Annotated in this window: 19 protein-coding genes and 1 pseudogene; 11 read left to right on the forward strand and 9 right to left on the reverse strand. The window is 74.7% G+C overall.

Features of this window, described 5'->3' with window-relative positions; translation table 11 throughout:
• Positions 1-725, reverse strand: a 725-nt coding sequence (locus MTP10_RS14970; protein WP_310709771.1) for a carboxymuconolactone decarboxylase family protein, incomplete at its 3' end; no start/stop codon positions are given.
• Positions 726-749: 24 nt separating this feature from the next.
• Positions 750-2,210: an FAD-binding protein gene (locus tag MTP10_RS14975; RefSeq protein WP_310709772.1), complete on the reverse strand. Its 1,461-nt coding sequence runs from the start codon at positions 2,208-2,210 to the stop codon at positions 750-752.
• Between the two features lie 331 nt (positions 2,211-2,541).
• On the opposite strand from MTP10_RS14975, the gene MTP10_RS14980 reads away from it, so the two are divergent.
• Both MTP10_RS14980 and MTP10_RS14985 read left to right on the forward strand, forming a co-directional pair.
• Complete coding sequence (locus tag MTP10_RS14980; protein ID WP_310709773.1) at positions 2,542-3,807, forward strand: sensor histidine kinase; 1,266 nt, start codon at positions 2,542-2,544, stop codon at positions 3,805-3,807.
• Positions 3,804-4,463 carry a response regulator transcription factor gene (locus MTP10_RS14985; RefSeq protein ID WP_310709774.1) on the forward strand — a complete coding sequence of 220 codons (660 nt, stop codon included), beginning with the start codon at positions 3,804-3,806 and terminating at the stop codon, positions 4,461-4,463. Before MTP10_RS14980 ends, MTP10_RS14985 begins: the two co-directional genes overlap by 4 nt.
• Positions 4,464-4,656: 193 nt before the next feature.
• Here MTP10_RS14985 and MTP10_RS14990 read toward each other — a convergent pair whose 3' ends face one another.
• Positions 4,657-5,502 carry an alpha/beta fold hydrolase gene (locus tag MTP10_RS14990; protein ID WP_310709775.1) on the reverse strand — a complete coding sequence of 282 codons (846 nt, stop codon included), beginning with the start codon at positions 5,500-5,502 and terminating at the stop codon, positions 4,657-4,659.
• A gap of 84 nt (positions 5,503-5,586) precedes the next feature.
• Here MTP10_RS14990 and MTP10_RS14995 point away from each other — a divergent pair, with 84 nt between their 5' ends.
• The 5 genes from MTP10_RS14995 to MTP10_RS15015 all read left to right on the forward strand — a co-directional run bounded on the left by MTP10_RS14995 (position 5,587) and on the right by MTP10_RS15015 (position 10,616).
• A complete protein-coding gene (locus MTP10_RS14995) occupies positions 5,587-6,183 on the forward strand; it encodes a TetR/AcrR family transcriptional regulator (protein ID WP_310709776.1) in 597 nt (198 codons plus the stop codon).
• 99 nt (positions 6,184-6,282) lie between these two features.
• Complete coding sequence (locus MTP10_RS15000) at positions 6,283-7,119, forward strand: TetR/AcrR family transcriptional regulator C-terminal domain-containing protein (RefSeq protein ID WP_310709777.1); 837 nt, start codon at positions 6,283-6,285, stop codon at positions 7,117-7,119.
• Between the two features lie 248 nt (positions 7,120-7,367).
• Positions 7,368-8,477 carry a class I SAM-dependent methyltransferase gene (locus tag MTP10_RS15005; RefSeq protein WP_310709778.1) on the forward strand — a complete coding sequence of 370 codons (1,110 nt, stop codon included), beginning with the start codon at positions 7,368-7,370 and terminating at the stop codon, positions 8,475-8,477.
• A 67-nt stretch (positions 8,478-8,544) separates the two neighbouring features.
• Positions 8,545-9,783, forward strand: a complete 1,239-nt coding sequence (locus MTP10_RS15010) for an MFS transporter (RefSeq protein WP_310709779.1) — start codon at positions 8,545-8,547, stop codon at positions 9,781-9,783.
• Positions 9,784-10,073: 290 nt separating this feature from the next.
• Complete coding sequence (locus tag MTP10_RS15015; protein WP_310709780.1) at positions 10,074-10,616, forward strand: TetR/AcrR family transcriptional regulator; 543 nt, start codon at positions 10,074-10,076, stop codon at positions 10,614-10,616.
• An 80-nt stretch (positions 10,617-10,696) separates the two neighbouring features.
• On the opposite strand, the gene sigJ is transcribed toward MTP10_RS15015, so the two are convergent.
• Positions 10,697-11,671: an RNA polymerase sigma factor SigJ gene (gene sigJ / locus MTP10_RS15020; RefSeq protein WP_310709781.1), complete on the reverse strand. Its 975-nt coding sequence runs from the start codon at positions 11,669-11,671 to the stop codon at positions 10,697-10,699.
• Positions 11,672-11,811: 140 nt separating this feature from the next.
• On the opposite strand from sigJ, the gene pip reads away from it, so the two are divergent.
• Together pip and MTP10_RS15030 are read left to right on the forward strand one after the other, a co-directional pair.
• Positions 11,812-12,759 (forward strand): prolyl aminopeptidase, encoded by a 948-nt coding sequence (pip, locus tag MTP10_RS15025; protein WP_310709782.1) that lies wholly within the window; start codon positions 11,812-11,814, stop codon positions 12,757-12,759.
• Between the two features lie 82 nt (positions 12,760-12,841).
• Complete coding sequence (locus tag MTP10_RS15030) at positions 12,842-13,498, forward strand: methyltransferase domain-containing protein (RefSeq protein ID WP_310709783.1); 657 nt, start codon at positions 12,842-12,844, stop codon at positions 13,496-13,498.
• A gap of 30 nt (positions 13,499-13,528) precedes the next feature.
• Here the strand turns inward: MTP10_RS15030 and MTP10_RS15035 are convergent, their stop codons facing one another.
• Genes MTP10_RS15035 through MTP10_RS15045 form a run of 3 tightly spaced genes read right to left on the reverse strand, consistent with a single transcriptional unit; the run spans position 13,529 to position 15,718 of the window.
• Positions 13,529-14,341, reverse strand: a complete 813-nt coding sequence (locus MTP10_RS15035) for an alpha/beta hydrolase (protein ID WP_310709784.1) — start codon at positions 14,339-14,341, stop codon at positions 13,529-13,531.
• A complete protein-coding gene (locus tag MTP10_RS15040) occupies positions 14,338-15,084 on the reverse strand; it encodes an SRPBCC domain-containing protein (RefSeq protein ID WP_310709785.1) in 747 nt (248 codons plus the stop codon). The genes MTP10_RS15035 and MTP10_RS15040 overlap by 4 nt, the downstream gene beginning before the upstream one ends.
• 1 nt (position 15,085) lies before the next feature.
• A complete protein-coding gene (locus MTP10_RS15045; RefSeq protein ID WP_310709786.1) occupies positions 15,086-15,718 on the reverse strand; it encodes a helix-turn-helix domain-containing protein in 633 nt (210 codons plus the stop codon).
• A gap of 126 nt (positions 15,719-15,844) precedes the next feature.
• Here MTP10_RS15045 and add point away from each other — a divergent pair, with 126 nt between their 5' ends.
• Entirely contained in the window at positions 15,845-16,840 is a 996-nt protein-coding gene (gene add, locus MTP10_RS15050) for an adenosine deaminase (protein WP_310709787.1), read from the forward strand.
• 202 nt (positions 16,841-17,042) lie between these two features.
• The gene (locus tag MTP10_RS15055) at positions 17,043-17,252 is read left to right on the forward strand and encodes a hypothetical protein (protein ID WP_310709788.1); all 210 of its coding nucleotides are present in this window, start codon (positions 17,043-17,045) and stop codon (positions 17,250-17,252) included.
• 14 nt (positions 17,253-17,266) lie between these two features.
• Here MTP10_RS15055 and MTP10_RS15060 read toward each other — a convergent pair whose 3' ends face one another.
• Together MTP10_RS15060 and MTP10_RS15065 are read right to left on the reverse strand one after the other, a co-directional pair.
• Complete coding sequence (locus tag MTP10_RS15060; protein WP_310709789.1) at positions 17,267-18,427, reverse strand: winged helix DNA-binding domain-containing protein; 1,161 nt, start codon at positions 18,425-18,427, stop codon at positions 17,267-17,269.
• A gap of 133 nt (positions 18,428-18,560) precedes the next feature.
• Positions 18,561-19,511: pseudogene (locus MTP10_RS15065) on the reverse strand (RNA polymerase sigma factor); the annotation flags it as partial.
• Positions 19,512-19,617 lie beyond the last annotated feature (106 nt).

The raw sequence follows: 19,617 nt of genomic DNA on the forward strand, positions 1-19,617 counted from the left end.
GTCAGCAGCCTCTCCCCCGCTCCGGCCACCGCCAGCAACGTGGCGTACGCGCGACCGGCCGGCGTCCCCGCCGCCCAGTCCGGCTCCGGGCCCGCCGGGAGCCCGTCGAGCGTCGCGAGGCTCTCGCCCGGCGTCAGCCGCCTGCGCACGGTACGGGCCATCGCCCGGCCGCCGGCGCTGCGCACCAGGCGCGACTTCTGCAGGCCCCCGGGCAGCAGATCCTCGGTGATCAACGCCGAGGCGACGCTGTTGACGAAGTGGAAGGTCAGTGCCGTCCCGACGTACTCGGGCCCGTGCTCCGGCGGGTACGGCGGCGCCGACAGGGCCGCCGCTCCCGGCGTGCGGGTGGCCGTGGCCCAGGCCAGCAGCGCCGCGTACCGGGGATCGTCGGGCGTGCCGCCGGCGGCGATCGTCTCGGCCAGCCGGTGCTCGCCGGTGGCGTGCAGCAGCGTGGTGTGCGCGCCGACGCAGAACGGGCACCGGTTCGCCAGGGACACACCGAGCGCGACGACCTCCCTGCCGGTGCGGGAGGCGTCGCCGGCGAGCAGCGACTCCCGCATGGTCGCCCACGTGGCGGCCAGCAGGTCGGGCGCGGGTGACAGCGTCATGAACACCGGCATGCGGCGCATCCCGAACCCGGCGGCGACCTGCTCGTACACCTGGGCGGTCCGCCCGGTGGCGCTCTCGACGGGTGTGGGGACGACGTAGCGGAACTGTGTGGGCATGTGCCGTACTCCGATCGTGTGGGTTCAGGCCGGGGGGATGTTGTGGACGCGGCCGAGCAGGTTGTCCGGGTCCCAGTCCCTCTTGACCCGGCGCAGGCGGGCGTGGTCGGCGGGAGTGTAGGCGTCGCGGGTCCGTGCGGGATCGGTGAGGAAGTTCAGGAAGGAGCCACCGGTGGCGTACGGGCGCAGGGCGCCGGCCAGGTCACGCACCTCCTCACCGGCGGTCACGCCCGGGGCGGCGTCCGGAGCGGCGCTCGCGGCCGGGATCGCGTCCGGGGCCGAGGCCGTGCTCGGCCCGGCGCCCAGGACCGCGGTCGCGATCACCGAGAACGGCACGTCGCGATGCCCCACCGGCCCCGCGTCCGGCTCCGGCCGGGCCATGGCGCCGCCCCAGTGCCGTACCTCGACGGCCGTCAGCGCCGGCCCGCCCGCCGGTCCACGTGACGGCGCCCCGCCGGCGGCCTGCGTCACCGCGCGGACGGCGCCGTCCGGGAGTTCGGGCAGCAGCTCCAGGTGCTGCGCGACCGCCATGGGCGCCGGCTCGGGACCGCCGAACGCCGTCGCCGCCTCCCCGAACGTCATCGCCCCGAACCCGCCCCCGAGTACGGGCCCGGCGGCTTCCAGCAGCGGAGCCAGCGCCTGCCGTCCCCGCTCGGCGTCGCCCGCGTAGAAGCCTCGCACAGCCAGCGCCCACCGCGCCGGGCCCTCCTGCTCGTCACCTTGGCCGCCCGGCATGCGCATGAGGATGACGGAGGTGTTCAGCTCGTCGGGCGCGGCCGGGGCCCACTCGCGGTACCGGGCCAGTGTGTCCGCGGCCCGCTCGACGGGGTGCAGCGTCATCCCCGCGTATACCTCGGCGACCGGGAACAGGCGGAACTCCAGCTCCGTCACCACTCCGAAGTTGCCGCCGCCGCCGCGCAACGCCCAGAACAGCTCGGGGTGCTCCTCCCCGCCGGCCGTGACCGGCTCCCCGGCGGCGGTCACGAGCTCGGCCCGGGTCAGGGCGTCGGCCGCGTAGCCGTACCGGCGGGACAGCCAGCCCGTTCCGCCGCCCAGCGTGTAACCGGTCACGCCGATGCCCGGGGTGCCCGACAGGGGCGCGAGACCGTACGGCGCCGCGGCGGCGATCACGTCGGACCAGCGGGCCCCGGCGCCGGCCCGCGCGGTCCGGCGCTCGGGGTCGACCCGCACGCCGCCCAACCGCCCGGTCTTGAGCAACAGGCCACCGTCGGCGGGCACGTGGGTGCCGTGGCCGGTGGCCTGGACGGTCAGGGGCAGGCCGTGCTCACGGGCCGCCAGGACCGCGGCCCGCACGTCGTCGGGGTGCGCGGCTTCGGCGACGATGGCGGGCCTGGGGTCGATGACGAGGTTCCAGGCGGGCCGGTGGGCGTCGTACCCGGGCTCGCCCGGCAGGTGCAGCCGATCGCCGAACGAGGCGCGCAGCCGCCGGACAGCGTCACCGAACCCGGCCCCGCCGTCACCCACCCCAGCCGCACCCGCACGAGACTCACCCGGACCGGACCCGCCCGCACGAGACCCGGCCGGACCGGCGCCGGACACTCCTTCCGCCGGCACGGTGGGCAAGCCGGAGCCGGCCGCCGCACCCGTGGGCACACCAGAATCGACCACATTTCGCGAAGATGAGGACATGGCGCCGATCTTCGCCCTCCGTCCCCTCCACGGTCGTCGTGCGGGCGAAGACACCTCCGGCTACCTGGTCTGACGTACAAGCCGGACCCGGTACAACCCCTGGAGTACATCCCGGATCAGCCCTGGAGAGGACGAGATCCGGGGCCCGACCCCCTAGTGTTCTGGCATGAAGTTCGCGCGCATGCCCGACCTGGCGCTCGCGCTGGTGGTGGCCGTCCTGCTGGAGGCGGGCGCGCTGGCGGCCCCCGGCACGGCTCCCCTCGCCCATGTGGCCGTCCTGGCCGGTTCGCTGGGGCTGGTCGCCTGGCGGAGCGCGCCGCTGGTCGCCCTCACCATGGCCACGGTCTTCATGATGGTCTACGTCGTGAGCTCCCATCCCGGGCCGGCGGTGGCGTTCCCGGTGCTGGTGACGGTGTTCGGCGCGGTCAGGAGCGGCCACCGGCTGGCCGCCGCGGCGAGCGCGGTCGCGTTCCTGGGCTGCGGGCTCGCGGTCGGTCTCGCCGAGGCGGCGGGGCAGCCGGTCCAGCCGCTGGTGGAGCGCACGATCCTGCTGGTCGGCTGGTTCCTGGCGGCGGCGGTGGCGGCCAGCGCGAGCCGAGGCTGGCGCGCGTACCTCGACGAGGCCGAGCACAGGGCCGCCGAGGCGGAGCGCACCCGTGAGGAGGCGGCGCTGCGGCGGGCCGGCGAGGAGCGGCTGCGCATCGCCAGGGAGCTGCACGACTCTCTCACCCACAGCATCTCCATCATCAAGGTGCAGGCGGGAGTGGCCGTCCACCTGGCGCGCAAGCGCGGCGAGGAGGTGCCCGAGGCCCTGCTGGCGATCCAGGAGGCGAGCCGCGAGGCGATGCGCGAGCTGCGCGCGACGTTGGAGGTGCTGCGCGACTCCGCCGACGATCCACCGGCCACGGGTCTCGACCGGCTCGACGACCTGGTGGGCCGTGCCCGCGCCGCCGGCCTGCCCACGACCGTGACGATCGAGGGCGACCGGCGACGCCTGCCGGCCGAGGCCGACCGGGCGGCGTACCGCATCGTCCAGGAGGCTCTGACCAACATCGCCCGCCACGCGGGCCCGGCGTCGGCCTCGGTGTTTCTCCGCTACGCCGACGACGCGCTGCTCGTCCAGGTGGACGACGACGGGCGAGGCTCTCCCGGCGGGGCCCCGGTGCCGGGAGTGGGACTACGCGGCATGCGCGAGCGGGTCACCGCCCTCGGCGGCGACCTCCGCGCCGAGCCCCGCCCCGACGGCGGCTTCACCGTCCAGGCCCGGCTCCCCCTCCCCGCCCTCACCGCCGAGACCGACCCTCCCCTCCCCACCCGGCCCATGTGGTCCGACGAGCCACCACGCGCCTCACTCTCAGAAGATCCCACCGCGGACGGGCAGCTCTCCAGCAAGGAAGTCGCGGCCGGCACTCCCCTCGGAGAGGCGTCATGATCCGGGTGCTGCTCGCCGACGACCAGGCGCTCATCCGGGCCGGCTTCAGCGCGCTGCTCAACGCCGAGGACGACATCGAGGTGGTGGCCGAGGCGGCGAACGGCGAGCAGGCGGTGGCCCTGGCGCTGGAGCACCGGCCCGACGTGGCGCTCGTGGACGTGCAGATGCCGGTGATGGACGGCATCGAGGCGACCCGGCGGATCGCCGCCGATGACCGGCTGGGCGACGTGCACGTGGTGATCCTCACCAACTACGGCCTGGACCAGTACGTCTTCGACGCCCTGCGCGCCGGCGCCGGCGGCTTCCTGGTGAAGGACACGGAGCCCGCGGACCTGCTCCAGGGCGTGCGGATCGCCGCGCGGGGAGACGCGCTCCTGTCGCCCTCGATCACCAGACGCCTGATCTCCGAGTACGTCGCCCACCGCCCCGAGCCCGCGCCCACCGGCCTGGACGTGCTGACGAACCGCGAACGCGAGGTGACGGCCCTGGTGGCCCGAGGCCTGTCCAACGACGAGATCGCGGCCCACATGGTGATCAGCCCGACCACGGCCAAGACCCACGTCAGCCGCGCCATGACCAAGCTCCACGCCCGCGACCGCGCCCAACTCGTCGTCCTGGCCTACGAGACCGGCCTGGTGACCCCCCGCCCCCGGTGACGAACGGCCCTGCCCGTCGCCGGACGATGCCCCAGCCCGACAAAGCCCAGCGGAACCGGCCCAGCCGGATGTTGGTCAACCGGACGGTGGTCAACCGGACGTCGTCAACCGGACGGTGGTCAACCGGACGGTGGTCAACCGGACGTCGTAAACGGGGCGTTGGTCAACCGGACGTTGGTCAACCGGACGGTGGTCAGTCCGCTGTGCCCACGTGCCGGTCCAGGAAGGTGAGGAGCGTCCGGGTGAGGGCCACCCGGTGGTCCGACAGGGCGTGGTCGGTCGGGAAGACGTGCTCCTCCAGGGCGACCGCCGGCTCGGCGCGGTAGGCGGCGGCGACCGGGTCGTGGTGGACGGGATGCGGGGAGACGGGGTCGCGGCCGGTGCCGATCAGCAGCACGGGACGACCGGCGAGCCGCGGCGCCAGCCCGGCGAGCCGCCACTCCTCCCCCGCTTCCTCCATCTCCGCCACCAGCGCCTCCCCGCTGGTGCCGCGCAGCGGGAGCAGCTCGCCGTCGAACATCTCCACGTACCCCGCCCGCGCCCCCGGGTCCTGGCGCGACAGCGCACCGGCCGCGCCGAAGTCGAACGCCGCCCACGAGGCGACCGCGAGGACCGACGGATCGGCCGCGGCGGTCATCAGCGCGGTGAACCCGCCCGCGCTGTGCCCGGCGACCACCACCCGCGACGGGTCCAGCCGGTGGGCCGCCACGAGCCCGGGGTCGCGCAGGGCGGCGACGGCGGCGGAGGCGTCCTCCAGCACGTGCCCCCACGACCACGAACCGCCCATGCCCCACGAACCGCGGTAGTGGAACACCAGCGTCGCGTAGCCGGCGCGGCGCAGCGCCTGGGCCACGTCGAAGTTGCGCTCCATGCCCGGGAACCCGTGCAGGAGCAGCACGATCGGATGCGGGCCCGGGCCGGCGGGCACGTGCAGCACGCCGAGGAGCGTCTCTCCGCCGCTGGCGAAGGTGACACCCGGCGTCGTGGCGGGCGGCGCGACGTCGGCGGGCGGGTCGGTGACAAGGGGGTTCGCCGTCATGTGCGTACGTCTCCAAGAGATCGAACCGATCGGTACGAGGTTGCACGTTAACAGGACATCGAACCGATCGGTACCATCAGGGGCATGCCAGTCGACAAAGGCGTCACTCTGGACCCGGCGCGCACGCGCGAGCAGATCCTGCGGGTGGCGGGCGAGGTGCTGTACGAGCAGGGACTCGACGGGATCGGCGTCGCGGGGCTGTGTGCCCGCGCGGGCGTGTCGAAGGAGACGCTGTACCGCCACTTCGGCTCCAAGGACGGGCTGGTCCGGGCCGTGCTGGAAGCGCGCAGCGACCGGATCGCGCGCTGGCTGCGCGAGGCCGCCGAGGGGGCGGGGCCGGAGCCCGCGGCGCAGCTCGCCGCCGTGTTCGACGCGCTCGCCCGGTGGTACGAGGAGCCGGGGTTCCGCGGATGCGCGATCATGAACGCCGCCGCGCAACACCACGAGGGCTCCGCCCCCGCCGTCGCGGCCCGCCACATGGACCGTCACCTGGACCTGCTGTCCGGCATCGCCATCCGGGCCGGAGCCGCCGATCCCGGCACCCTGGCGCGGCAGTTCCTCCTGCTGATGGAGGGCGCCGCCGTGGTGGCCGACCACCACGGCGTGGCCGGCACGGGCGAGCAGGCCAGGCGGGCGGCCCTCACCCTCCTCCACGCGGCCACCGCCCGGCGCGACACCTGAGCGCCGGCGGCACCCCGCAGGACCGCCCGGTACCCCGCCGGCCCCATATCCTTAGGCCGTACGGAGATCTCGGGGCGACGAAGGGCCGGGTGGGGCGGCGTGGTGGTGTTCGCCGGGCAGGGCGACGCGCGGCGGTCCATGGCACTGCTCTGGCGCGACACCGGCACAGCCCGCAGCGGCGCCGAGCGGGCTGGGCGGGGTCGCGGACGCCGGGAAGATCGGAGCAGGCCGGGACCCAAGCCGGGGCTGAGCGTCGGCATGATCGTGGCCGCGGCGATCGAGGCGGCGGACGCCGAGGGGATGGCGGCGCTGTCCATGCGCGCCGTCGGCGAGCGCCTGGGCCGCACCGCCATGGCCCTCTACACGTACGTGCCGAGCAAGGGCGAGCTGCTCGACCTCATGTACGACCAGGCCCTCGCCGAGCTGCCGACCGGGTACGACTCCGGCGCGGGCCGGCGGGCGGCCGTGACCGCGTGGGCGGGTGACGTCCTCGCGCTGTACCTGCGCCACCCGTGGATGCTCCAGGTGTCGCAGGCCCGGCCGGTGCTGGGCCCGAACGAGTACACGATGCTGGAGACGCTGCTGCGGATCCTGCGCGGGAGCGGGCTCGGCCGCGACCGGGCACGCCGGGTGGTGGGGACGTTGTTCGCCTTCGTCCGCGGGGCGGCCGCGACGATCGCCGAGGCGCGGCAGGCCGAGGCCGCGACCGGGGTGACGGACGAGCGGTGGTGGCGCGACCGGGCGGGCCTGCTGGCGGAGGTGGCGCCGGACTTCGCCGAGCGGTTCCCTGCGGTGGCGTGGCTGGAAAGCGAGCCCCCGGCGCGTCCCCCGGATGAGCGGCCGCCCGCCGAGCCGGGCTCGTACCTGGAGGGCGAGGCTCGCGCGATGTTCGACAGCGGCCTGGCCCTCATCCTCGCCGGCCTCGAAGCCACCTGACCCCGGCCGCATCGAGAGCCATCGGCCGGTCCCGACCTCCTCCAGCGGCCGCCCGCCCACGTCAGAAGGAACGGCGCCGTGGACCCGGCCGTCCCGGTCCACGGCGCCGCGAACGACGCCCGCAGCGCACGGCCGGCACAACGGGCGCTCCCTCCGCGCCGCGTCCCGGGCACGCGGTCTAGCGTGGACGGAGGGGGCTCGCGGCGTCATGGTGACGGCGCCGTTCCGTGCCGTACCGGGGGAACACCATGGACACCTCCAACACCGCCGCCACCGGCGACACCCACGCCAGGGACGCCGAGCGGCTCGCGGAGCGGCTGCTCGACGACACGCTGGGAGCCCTGGAGCTGTTCGCCGTGTACCTGGGCGGCGAGCTGGGGCTCTACCGCGCGCTGCACGAGCTCGGCCCGCTGACGGCCGCCGAGCTGAGCGGGCACACCGGGACCGCGCTCCGCTACACCGCCGAGTGGCTGGAGCAGCAGGCCGTCGCCGGGCTGGTCGAGACCGACGCGGGCGCGCCCGCCGAGGAGCGCCGCTACCGGCTGTCGCCCGGGCACGCCCGCGTGCTGGTGGACGCCGACGACCTCGCGCACGTGGCGCCGTTCGCGCACATGCTGGCCGGGATCGGCGGCGTCATCTCGGAGGTGGCCCAGGCGTACCGCACGGGGGCGGGCGTGCCGTACGAGTCGTACGGGCGGGCGTTCCGGCACGGGCAGGGCCACATCAACCGGCCGGTGTTCACCCACGAGCTGCCGGAAGCCTGGCTGGCCGCCATGCCCGACGTCACCGCCCGCCTGCGCGGGACGCCGCGCCCCCGCGTCGCCGACGTGGGCTGCGGGCAGGGCTGGTCCACGCTCGCGATCGCCCGCGCGTTCCCGGGCGCCTGCGTGGACGGGCTGGACGCCGACGCCTCGTCCATCGCCGACGCCCGCGCGGAGGCCGAGCGCGCGGGGCTGGGCGACCGGATCAGGCTGGAGCAGGCGGACGCGTGCCGGCTCGCCGCCGCGGGCCCGTACGACCTGGTGATGATCCTGGAGGTGCTGCACGACCTGCCCCGCCCCGTGGAGGCGCTGCGCTCGGCGCGGGCCGCGCTGACGCCCGGCGGGACCGTGCTGGTGGTGGACGAGCGGGTGGCCGACCGCTTCACCGCGCCCGGCGACAAGGTCGAGCGGATGATGTACGGCTGGAGCGTCACCCACTGCCTGCCGACGCAGCTCGTCGAGTACCCCTCGGCCGCCACGGGCACCGTCATGCGCGCGGGCACGGTCCGCCGGTACGCGGCGGAGGCCGGCTTCGGCAGCTGCTCGGTGCTGCCGGTGGAGAACGACTTCTTCCGCCTGTACCGGCTGGACCCCTGATCGATTGATTAGACGCGACGTTGCGTCTAGTCTATGGGCGTCATCACCCATCTCCGAGGGGACACCCATGCACCATCCCCCGCGTCACGGCCTTGAGGCCCGCCAGGTCACGCCGTCGCGCACACCGCGCGGCGGCGTGCTCGCGCCGGCGATCCTGGCGTTCACGTTCTGGGCCGTCATGGCCGGCACGACCGCGCCCACCCCGCTCTATCCCTTGTACGGGCAGGCGTTCGGCTTCTCGCCGTTCACCGTGACCGTCGTCTTCGCCGTGTACGCGTGCGGCGTCGTGGCCGGCCTGCTGCTGTTCGGGCGGGTCTCGGACCAGATCGGGCGGCGGCCGGTCCTCATGGCCGCGTCCGTCCTGGCGATCGTCGCCGCCGCCGCCTTCCTGGTGGCCGGCGACGTCATGACCATGCTCGTCGCCCGGGTGATCTCGGGACTGTCCGCGGCCCTGGTCACCGGCGCCGCCACGGCCGCCCTGGCCGAGGCCCTACCGCCCGGCGGCCGGGTGCGCGCGGCCACCGTCGTGCTGTTCGCCAACATGGGCGGCCTGGCCGGAGGCGCCCTGCTCGCCGGGATCCTGGCCGACATGGCGCCCGCGCCGCTGCGCACGCCGTGGGCGGTCCTCGGCGCGCTGGCGCTCGCCGCGCTCGTCGGCGTCGCGCTCGTGCCGGAGACCGCGCCCCACCGCTCGCGGCTGTCCCTGCGCCTCCAGCGCCCGCACGTGCCGAGCGAGATCCGCGGCGACTTCCTGCGGTCGGCGTTGGCCGCCGGGGCGGGGTTCGCGGTGCTGGGGGTGCTGACCGCTGTGACCGGCCTGTTCCTGTCCGGGGTGCTGCGGCTGCCGAGCCACACACTGATGGGCGTGGTGGTCTTCACCGCGTTCCTGTGCACCGCCGTGGGCCAGCTCCTCAACCGCGCCGTACGGGCGGGCGGCGCGCTCGTCCTGGCCTGCGCCGGGCTGGTCGCCGGCGCCGGTCTCGTCGCCCTGGCCATGGCCGCCGCATCGCTGGCGGCGCTGCTGGCCGGCGCCGCGGTGAACGGCCTCGCCACCGGCATGGCCCTCGGGTACGGCGTCACCGTCATCACCACGCGTGCCGCGCCGGAGCACCGGGGGGCCTCGGTGTCGACGTTCTTCGTGATCCTGTACTCCATGCTGGCCGTGCCGGCCGTGGGGGTCGGCGTGATGATCCGGTCGACGAGCCTGCGTCCGGCCGGTGAGATCTTCAGCGCGGCGGTCGCCGCGCTTGCTCTGGCGGTCCTGCTGAGCCTGCTCGGCGCCCGCGGGACGGCCCCCCGGGCCTGACCGCGACCGGAAGCGTGCCCGGGCCGGGGCGCGAAGCCCCGGGCGTGCGGCGGGGGAACCGTCCGCATGCGGCGGGCCGTACGTGGCGGGCGGGCGTGCCACAATCGGGCTGCCGCTGCCCCGCGGCGTCCGGTCGTCCGTAGGCTGGACGTGCTCGTTCGTCGCAGGCTGCTCGTGATCGTGAAGGAGGAGCGGACATCACCGCCGACCAGGACGCCCAGGCCGCCCCGCGGCGGGGGGCCGTCGTCAGCCGTACGGGGCCCAAGCGCAGTGAGAGCATCAGGCTGGCCGTGCTGAACGCGGCCGACGACCTCCTCGTCGAGCGCGGCTTCACCGGGGTCACCATGGAGGGCATCGCCGCCCGCGCCGGGGTGGCGAAGCAGACGATCTACCGCTGGTGGAAGTCGAAGGTCGACATCCTGCTCGACACGCTCGCCGCCGACGCCGGGGAGGCGCTCGCCTGGCGCCCCGGCACCGCTTCGTCGGCGGAGGAGGAGCTGCGGGAGCAGCTCGGCCGCGTGGCGGCGTTCTTCGGGGAGCCGGCCGGTCAGGTGCTGCTCGCGCTCGTCGGCCACGCCCAGCTCGACCCGGAGACGGCCGCCAAGCTCCGCGACGGCTTCCTGCGCGAGCAGCGCGAACGCGATCTGGCGGGACTCGGCGCCCTGCTCGCCCGGCACGCGGGCCGCCCGGTGGACGAGCGCCTCACCGCGGTCCTGCTGGACGTGGCCCTCGGGCCGCTCTACCACCAGGCGCTCGTCCTCGGCCGCCCCGCCGGCCCCGGCACCTCGGCCGCCATGGCCCGCCTCGTCCTCGCCGAAGCCACCCGCTCCTGACGAGAGCCCCCTCGCCGGCGGACGGGCGCGGACGAGGGGACGGCTGAGGGTTCCGGGGGCGCCCGCGACGGGATCGTGGCTCAGCCTTCCGAGGGGGTGTCGTGCGGCGGGTGGGCGACGTGGGTGAGCTTGTCGGGGTTGGTGACGGCGTAGATGCCGGTCACCTGGTCCCCGTCCGGGTCGAGGTCGACGACCATGACGGCGAACGGCGAGTCCCCGTCGAAGAGCACCGCCGACGGGTCGCCGTTGACGGTCCGGTAGTGGACGTCGACGCCGTCGGGGATGTGCGAGGTGACCCCGGCGATGAGCCTGGCCACCTTGTCGCGTCCGCGTACCGGGCGCAGGATGGAGGCCCTCGCCTTGCCGCCGCCGTCGGTCCACATGGTCACGTCCGGGGCGAGGACGCGCATGAGGGCGTCCAGGTCGCCGCCGAGCGCGGCGGCCAGGAACCGCTCGGTGACCTGCCGGCGCGCCCCGGGGTCGGAGCGGTAGCGGGGGCGGCGGGCCCGCACGTGCCCGCGGGCGCGGTGCGCCAGCTGGCGGACGGACGCCGGTGAACGGCCCAGCATGGCGGCGATCTCGGTGTGGGCGTAGCCGAAGACCTCGTACAGGACGAACACGGCCCGCTCCACCGGGGCGAGGGTCTCCAGCACCACCATGAGCGCCATCGACACGGACTCGGCGCGCAGCGCCGGCTCCGCCGCGTCCTGCCCGGTCGCGGACGCCGCGACCGGCCCGGCGGCGGGCCCGCCGACCACGGGCTCGGGCAGCCACGGGCCCACGTACGTCTCGCGGCGGCGGCTGACGGCGGCCTGGCGCGCCAGGGCGGCGTTGACGGCGATGCGGACCAGGTACGCGCGCGGCCCGGCGATCTCGCCCGGCGAGGCCCCGCGCCACCGGGAGGCCCAGGCGAGCCAGGTCTCCTGGAGCACGTCCTCGGTGTCGGCGACGCCGCCCAGCATGGCGTAGACGACGGAGAACAGCAGCTCCCGGTGGTCCAGGAAGATCCTGGTCGCCTCCTCCACCGGGTCGGCCGGTGGCGGCGTCTCTGCCATGCCGTGCTCCTTCGTCCCTCGTCCTCGTCGCGGTCCTCTCCTGAGAGCCCCGGGGCACGCGAAGTGTGACACTCCCCCGGCGGCTGTGACGCGGCTCACTCCCGGCGCGGAATGTGACAGCGCTGTTGTACCTTGGTCCGATGCGATCCCCCATCGAGCCGTACGACCACGGCCACCTCGACACCGGCGACGGCCACCTCGTCTACTGGGAGGTCTGCGGCAACCCCGCGGGCAAGCCCGCCCTCGTCGTCCACGGCGGCCCCGGGTCGGGCTGCTCGCCGGGCCAGCGCCGCTCGTTCGACCCCGAGCGGTTCCGCATCATCCTGTTCGACCAGCGCAACTGCGGGCGCAGCCTGCCGCACGCGAGCGACCCGGCGACCGACCTGAGCACCAACACCACGGACCACCTGGTGGCCGACATGGAGCGGCTGCGCGAGCACCTGGGCGTCGAGCGGTGGCTGCTCTACGGCGGCTCGTGGGGGTCCACGCTCATGCTGGCCTACGCCGAGGCGCACCCGGAGCGGGTGTCGGAGATCGTCATGGTCTCCGCCACCATGACCCGCCGGTACGAGATCGACTGGCTCTACCGGGGCGTCGGCCGGTTCTTCCCCGAGGAGTGGCAGCGCTTCCGCGAGGGCGTTCCGGAGGGCGAGCGCGACGGCGACCTGCTGGCCGCGTACGCCCGACTGGTGTCCGACCCCGACCCCGCGGTGCGTGCCGAGGCCGCCGCGAACTGGCTGGCGTGGGAGGACGCGGTCATCTCCCTGGAGCCGAACGGCAAGCGCAATGCCTACAGCGACCGGCCCGACGACGCCCGGACGGCTTTCGTCCGGATCTGCTCCCACTACTTCTCCAACGGCGCGTGGCTGGAGGAGGGCGTCCTGCTGCGGGACGCGCACCGGCTGGCCGGGATCCCGGGTGTGATCGTCCATGGCCGGTTCGACCTGGGGGCGCCGCTGGAGAACGCCTGGCAGCTCGTCCAGGCGTGGCCGGACGCGAAGCTCGTCGTGGTGGACGACTCCGGCCACACGGGCAGCGACACGATGCGCGACGCGATCATGTCGGCCATCGAGGGCTTCGCCCCCTGACACCCGGGTGCGGGCCGCACCGGAGCTCCGCCTCCGGCGTAAAGTCTGGCCAGGACCGGTCGCGCTGGTGGTCAATGGACGCGTGAGAGCCGCGTACGACGAGATCGCCGACTGGTACGAGCATGAGTTCCTGCCCCGCACCGAGGGCGACCCGCTGGGCCTGAACCGGGTGCTGACCGAGCTGCTCGGCCGGGGTGACGGCACGTGCCTGGAGATCGGGTGCGGCACCGGCGTCCACGCCGCCGCGCTCCGCGGCCTCGGGTGGAGCCCGGTGGGGGTCGACCTGTCGGCCGGGATGCTGCGCCACGCCCGCGTCCGCCTGCCGGTCGCGCTGGGCGACGCCGGGCGGCTGCCGATCCGCGACGGGTGCCTGCCCGCCGTCGTCGCGCTGATGGTCCACACCGACATGCCGGGCTACCCCGACGTGCTGCGGGAGGCCGCCAGGGTGCTGCGGCCCGGCGGGAGGCTCGTCCACGTGGGCGTGCATCCGTGCTTCTGCGGCGGGTTCGCCGACCGGGCCGACCCCGCCGCGGTCGTGGTCAGGCCCGGCTACCTCGACGGCCACTGGACCAAGCAGTCATGGACGGACCAGGGCATCCGCGACAAGGTGGGGGCGAGTCACTGGCCGCTGGCCGAGCTGCTGGGCGCGTTCCTGGAGGCGGGGCTGGTGCTGGACGGGTTCGCCGAGGGCACCGGCCCCACCCCGACGGTCCTGGGGGTACGCGCCCGCAAGCCGTGACCCGGGCGCGCCCCACCGGGAGAGAACCGGTCAGGAGAAGAAGTCCGCCAGCACCGGGGCCAGGGCCTTCATCGACACGTTGTGGTTCTGCCCGGCCAGCATGTGCCCGCGCGCTCCCGGCACCGCCTCCGCCACCGCCGTGACGGCCCGGCGCAGCGACTCGGGGCTCTTCTCGCCGCCGACGACCAGCGTCGGCACCGTCACCTCGGACAGGTCGGGCAGCGCATAGTCGCCCATGATCGCGGCGTCGTACGGCAGGGTGTGCGCCACGGCCTTGAGCCGCTTCCAGACGGGCATGAGCCGCATGACCAGCGGCACGAACGCGGGCGCCCCCATCACCGCGGTCATGAAGTACGAGATCGCCTCACCGCGGCGGCCGGAGGCGGCCAGCTCCGCCAGGCGCTCATGGTGGTCCGCCGGCGGCCGGTGAATGCCCTCCCCCAGCAGGAACGGCGGCTCGTACAGGGCCAGCCGCTCGATGGGCAGCCCCTCGGCGGCGGCCCGCAGGGCCAGGGCGGCGCCGGAGGACAGCCCCCAGACGCGGGCCGATCCCCCGGCTGCCTCGATCACGGCGGCGAGGTCCTCGACCTCGCGCTCCACCGCGTAGGGGGCGGTGTCGCCGCTGTCGCCGCGTCCGCGGCGGTCGTAGCCGTACACGGTGAACCGCCCGGACAGCAGCCGCGCGAGCTCGGCGAGCGTCGGGAACGAGCGCCAGCTCATCGCGCCGCCGACCAGCACGACGGGCGGCCCTTCGCCGGTGCGGTCGTAGGCGATGGCGGTGCCGTCCGCGGAGACGGCCCTGCCCGTGGTGACGGTCGTCATGGTGGTGGTCTTGGTGGTCATGGTGAGGTTCGCTCCGAGAAGATCCGGTCGAGCCACGCCTGCCAGGCGGGCCCTTGGGGGGTGACGTCGGTGAAGAGATGGTGGGAGGCGATCATGAAGCCGGGCATCCCCTGGATGAAGCGGTAGAGCGCGCCCGGCGCGCGGACGCCGAGGGTCTGGGCGTTGGCGAAGTAGACGACGCCCTCGACGGGCGGCAGCCCGTCCGGCGTGAACGCCACCCGCTCGCCCACCACGTCGCCGCCGGGGCGCAGGCCCAGCTCGGTGTACAGGGCGCTCCAGGCGTCCGGCCAGTCGCGCACGGGCGGCCCGAACGCGCTGACGGGCGTGGCCGTGCGGCCGTGGAAGTGGCCGAGGTACTCGACGAGCGTGGCGAAGAACATCGCCAGGCCGCTGCGCATCGCCTCGTACTCGCTCTCCCAGTCGTCGCCGGGCAGGAAGCCGCTCGTGACCATGCGGACGACCGTGCTGCCCCGCTCGCGGCCCTCGATGAGGAACTCGTACGCGACGAAGCGCCCGTCGTCCTCCGTGGCGCTGGCGTGCGCGAACCGGTGGGGCGGGTCGGAGACCGTGACGGCGGAGTCGGGGAGGAACCCCCCGAAGTCGGTGCGCACAGCACCCTCGGTCACCTCGGTGCGGCCCATGTACCACGAGTCGATGCCGGGGCCGGTGGCGATGGCGTCCCACACCTCCTCGGGGGTCACGCCGACCGTGGCCTCCTGCGGCAGCTCGAACCGGTGTCCCACGTCAGCCCTCCATCCCGGCCGGGGCGCCGCCCTGAGCGGACGGGGCGGACCTCGCGGAGCCGACGGAGGGGTGGACGGCGACGACGAGCCTGTGCGGGCGCCCGCCCTCGGCGCCCTCGTCGTGGTAGCGGCCGACGAGGGCCGTCACGAACGAGGTCAGCTCCTCGGCGAACGCCGCCCGGTCGGCCGCCGAGGCGAACCGCACCTCGCCGTCGATGCCGAACGTCGCCACCCGTTTGCGGGCCTTGACCGCGCCGGTGACGAGCTCCCCGAGGTCACGGACGAGCCTGGCGGCCACCGCGAGCAGCCAGCCCGCCGACAGCCGGTCCGGCGACCTGCCCGGATCGGGCTGCACGGCGGCCAGCGCCACCGGCGAGATGACGAAGGAGGCCGCCGTGGCGCGCATCACGCGCTCGGTGACGTTGCCTTTCCGGCGCTCCTCGACGAGCTCGACGAGCCCGTGCTTCTCCAGGGTCCGCAGATGGTAGTTGACCTTCTGCCTGGCCAGGCCGACCCGGGCCGCCAGCGTGGTGGCCGAGTTGGGCTCGACCAGCTCCGCCAGGAGCCTGGACCGCATGGGGTCGAGCGACGCTTCCGCCGCCGCGGGGTCTTCGATCACCGCCACATCGTGCATGCCTGAACGATGGCACCGAAAAATTTATTTGTCAACGCGGGCGCCCCGGCTCGGCTGCGAGCCGCCGCCTCGCCCCGGCAAAAAGAGATGGCGCCGCGTGATGCGGCTTTCGTAGAGTTCACGCACGTGAGAGAGCATCTGACGAGCGCCGTACGACACGCCGGGACCGGCGGCCCGGAGCCGAGGGACGTCGCCCGGCTGCCGAAGGCGCACCTGCACGTCCACCTGGAGAGCACCGTGCGCCCCGAGACCGTGCGGGAGCTGGGCGGGCCGCCCGAGCCGGAGGGGCCGTTCCGGAGCTTCCGCGAGTTCGCCGACCAGCGGGCCCGGGTGCGCGGGCTGCTGGTCAGCGCGGAGCACTTCCGGCGGGTGGCGCTGGAGTTCTGCGAGGACGAGGCGGCGCAGGGCACCGGCTACGCGGAGGTGACGTTCACGGCCGCCTCGCACGGCGAGCGGGTCGGGGCGCTGGAGATGCCGCTGGAGGCCGTGCTCGACGGGCTCGCCGAGGGGTCGGCGCGGTACGGGATCGAATGCCGGGTACTGCTGGACCACTCCCGGCGGCGGCCCGTGGAGCGGCTGCGGCGGACGGTGGAGCTGGCCCGGCGCCACGACGGGGTGATCGGCGTCGGGCTGGCGGGCGACGAGAGCCACCCGCTGGCGCCGTTCGCGGACGTGCTGGCCGAGGCCAGGGACGCCGGGCTGCGGATGGTGCACCACGCGGGCGAGACGGCCGGGCCGGAGAGCGTCCGGGAGGCGCTGACGCTCGGGCACGCCGAGCGGCTCGGCCACGGGATCCGCGTCCTCGACGACGAGGAGCTGGTGGCCGAGCTGCGGCAGCGGCGGGTGCCGCTGGAGGTCTGCCCCACGTCCAACGTGCTGCTCGGGCTCGTTCCGTCGCTGGCCGAGCACCCCCTGCCGCGCCTGCGTGACGCCGGCCTGGCCGTCACGGTCAACACCGACGGGGAGACGGCGCTGGCGGAGGAGTACGGGCGGCTGCGGGAGGTGTTCGGGTACGGGGATGCGGAGCTGGCCGGGTTCGCCCGGGCCTCGATCGACGCGTCGTTCGCCCCGGAGGCGGTCAAGGCCCGGCTCAGGGCAGGGGTGGACGACTGGCTGAACTGAGCGCCCCTCTCTCCGGCGCCCCGGCCGGCACGTGTCTTGTTCGTTTACGGACCCTTGGCTTCCGAAGACACATGGCACGGGTATGTCGTCCCTCAGAGAGATCTTGAGCCTGGGGAGGCGGTCGGCCATGTACGCAACCGTACGGCGATACGAAGGGGTGACCGATCCCGCAGAGGCGGGACGCCGGGTGAGTGAGGGGTTCGTGCCGATCATCCGTCAGGTCCCCGGGTTCGTGGCCTACTACTGGGTCGACGCCGGGGACGGGGTGATGCTGTCCACCAGCGTCTACGAGGACCAGGCCGGGGCCGAGGAATCCACCAGAAGGGCTGAGCAGTTCGTCCGGGACGACCTCGCGTCCCTGCTTCCGAACCCTCCTCACGTCACGGCCGGCGAGGTCGTGGCGTCCGGGTAGCGGCTGCCTGTCCGTCAGGCGTGGGCGCCGGTGGTGACGGGGCCGATGGTCAGCTCCGGGCGCGCCTCCAGGATCTCGCCCACCCGGGCGACCTGGTCGTCCAGCTCGCGTGACCGGGCCGCGGTGAGCGGGCGCAGCGGCTCGACCGTCACGTGGAGGCGCCGGCCCGAGCGCCGCTGGTGCCACACGCCCGCCACCTCGCCGTCCACCAGCAGCACGGGGAAGTTGCCGGCCTGGCCGCCCGTCAGCGCCCGCTCCGCCGCCGCGCGCGGGAAGAGCAGCTCACGCGGCCTGCCGGCCACGACGTAGGCGTCGAAGTACGGCAGGAGCCGCACGCCCCGCGGCGGGCCGCCGGGGACCTCCGTGTCGCCCGGCAGGACCCAGGCCGGGCGGCCCTCCAGCCGCACCTCCTCCAGCTCCGCCGCGCCGAACAGCCGCACCGCCGACGACCGCGGCGCCCCCAGCCACAGGGCGAACTCCTGGGGCGTGGCCGGACCGTAGGCCGTGAGGTAGCGCCTGAGCAGCTCGACGGCGCCGGAGCGCGCCACGCCGTCGCCGGACGGGCCAGGGGTGCGACATGTGATTCCCCCGGGCAGGCCGGTGTAGGTGACCTTGCGGCCGCGGGGCGGGCCGTACACGAACGCCCCCCGGTGCGCCGCCGCCGCCAGCGCCTGCCGCCAGCGCGGCCACATCGTCTGGAACGCGGGCATCACCAGGTCGCCCGCCCACGGCCCCGTGGCGGCGACGACCGCGTCCCCCAGCTCGTCGATCGTCAGCGCGCGCCCGTCCACGGCGACGCGGATCGCCTCCACCACCTCCTCGGTCTGCCGGTCCGTCATCCGTACGTGCTCGGAGTGGGACGGCAGCACCGGCGGCAGCTCCGACAACGCGCTGACCCACAGCGGCAGGTCGGCGGCCGGGAGCAGATGGACGGTTCCGCGCGGGCCGTGGGTCTTGACCAGCTCGCGCGTCCCCCACAGGGCATCGCGCACCGCCGAGCGGGTCGCACCGCCGAGCCGAAGACCGACCGACAGCTCCGCGGCCGACATGACCTGGGCGTGCGCACCGCACATGGCGCCCACGACCCCGCGGGGTGTGCCGCCCGCCGCCGGCTCGGCCAGCCCCTGCCGCTCCAGCCGGCGCGCGCTGACCTCGGGCCAGGAAAACTCGATCATGGTGCCCCTCCTCAGTGGTCTCGGACCACGTTAGAGAGCGATGCGGAAGAGTTCGTTCCGCATTGGGCACGGGGGCACACAGCGTGAGGCCCCGGGCCTCACGCCGGCGGAGGCCCGGGGGCGGCGGGAGCGGTCAGCTGAGGTAGTCGCGCAGGGCGCGGGCCCGCGACGGGTGGCGGAGCTTGGACATCGTCTTGGCCTCGATCTGGCGGATCCGCTCCCGGGTGACGCCGTAGACGCGGCCGATCTCGTCCAGCGTCATGGGCTTGCCGTCGACCAGGCCGTACCGCATCGAGATGACGCCCGCCTCCCGCTCGCTCAGCTCGTCGAGCAGGTCGCGGAGCTGCTGCTGCAGCAGCGTGAACGACACGGCGTCGGCCGGCGAGACCGCCTCGGTGTCCTCGATGAGGTCGCCGAACTCGCTCTCCCCCGCCTCGCCGAGCGGCGTGTGCAGGGAGATGGGCTCGCGGCCGTACGCCTGGACCTCGGCCACCCGTTCGGCGGCCAGCTCGGTCTCGGCCGCGATCTCCTCGGGCGTGGGCTCGCGGCCGAGGTCGGACTGGAGGCGTCGCTGCGCCCGGGCCACCTTGTTGATCAGCTCGACCATGTGGACCGGGATGCGGATCGTGCGGGCCTGGTCGGCCATGGCGCGGGTGATGGCCTGCTTGATCCACCAGGTGGCGTAGGTGGAGAACTTGTAGCCGAGCTGGTAGTCGAACTTCTCGATCGTGCGGATCAGCCCGAGGTTGCCCTCCTGGATGAGGTCGAGGAAGAGCATGCCGCGGCCGGTGTAGCGCTTGGCGATGGAGACGACCAGCCGCAGGTTGGCCTCCAGCATGCGCTGCTTGGCGCGGCCGCCGTCGGCGGCGATCAGTTCGAGGTCGGCGCGGAGGTCGGCGGGCAGGTCGCGCTCGCTGTCGAGGCGCTCGCGGGCGAACAGGCCGGCCTCGATGCGCTTGGCCAGGTCGATCTCCTGCTCCGCGGACAGCAGCGGCACCCGCCCGATCGCCGTCAGATAGGTCTTGACGGAGTCGGCGCTGACCGCCGGAGAATCGGCGACTCCGTCGTCCAGTTCGAGAACCTCTGCTGCTTGGGACACGACACTCTCCTCGCTACAGGCAGGCCACCACCGTCCACGCTACCCAACCGTGCTCGGTGCGCGGGCCGGTGCCGGGGCCGCCCCGGCCCCG

It is taken from the genome of Nonomuraea sp. 3-1Str, assembly GCF_031570565.1.
Classification (GTDB): Bacteria; Actinomycetota; Actinomycetes; order Streptosporangiales; family Streptosporangiaceae; genus Nonomuraea.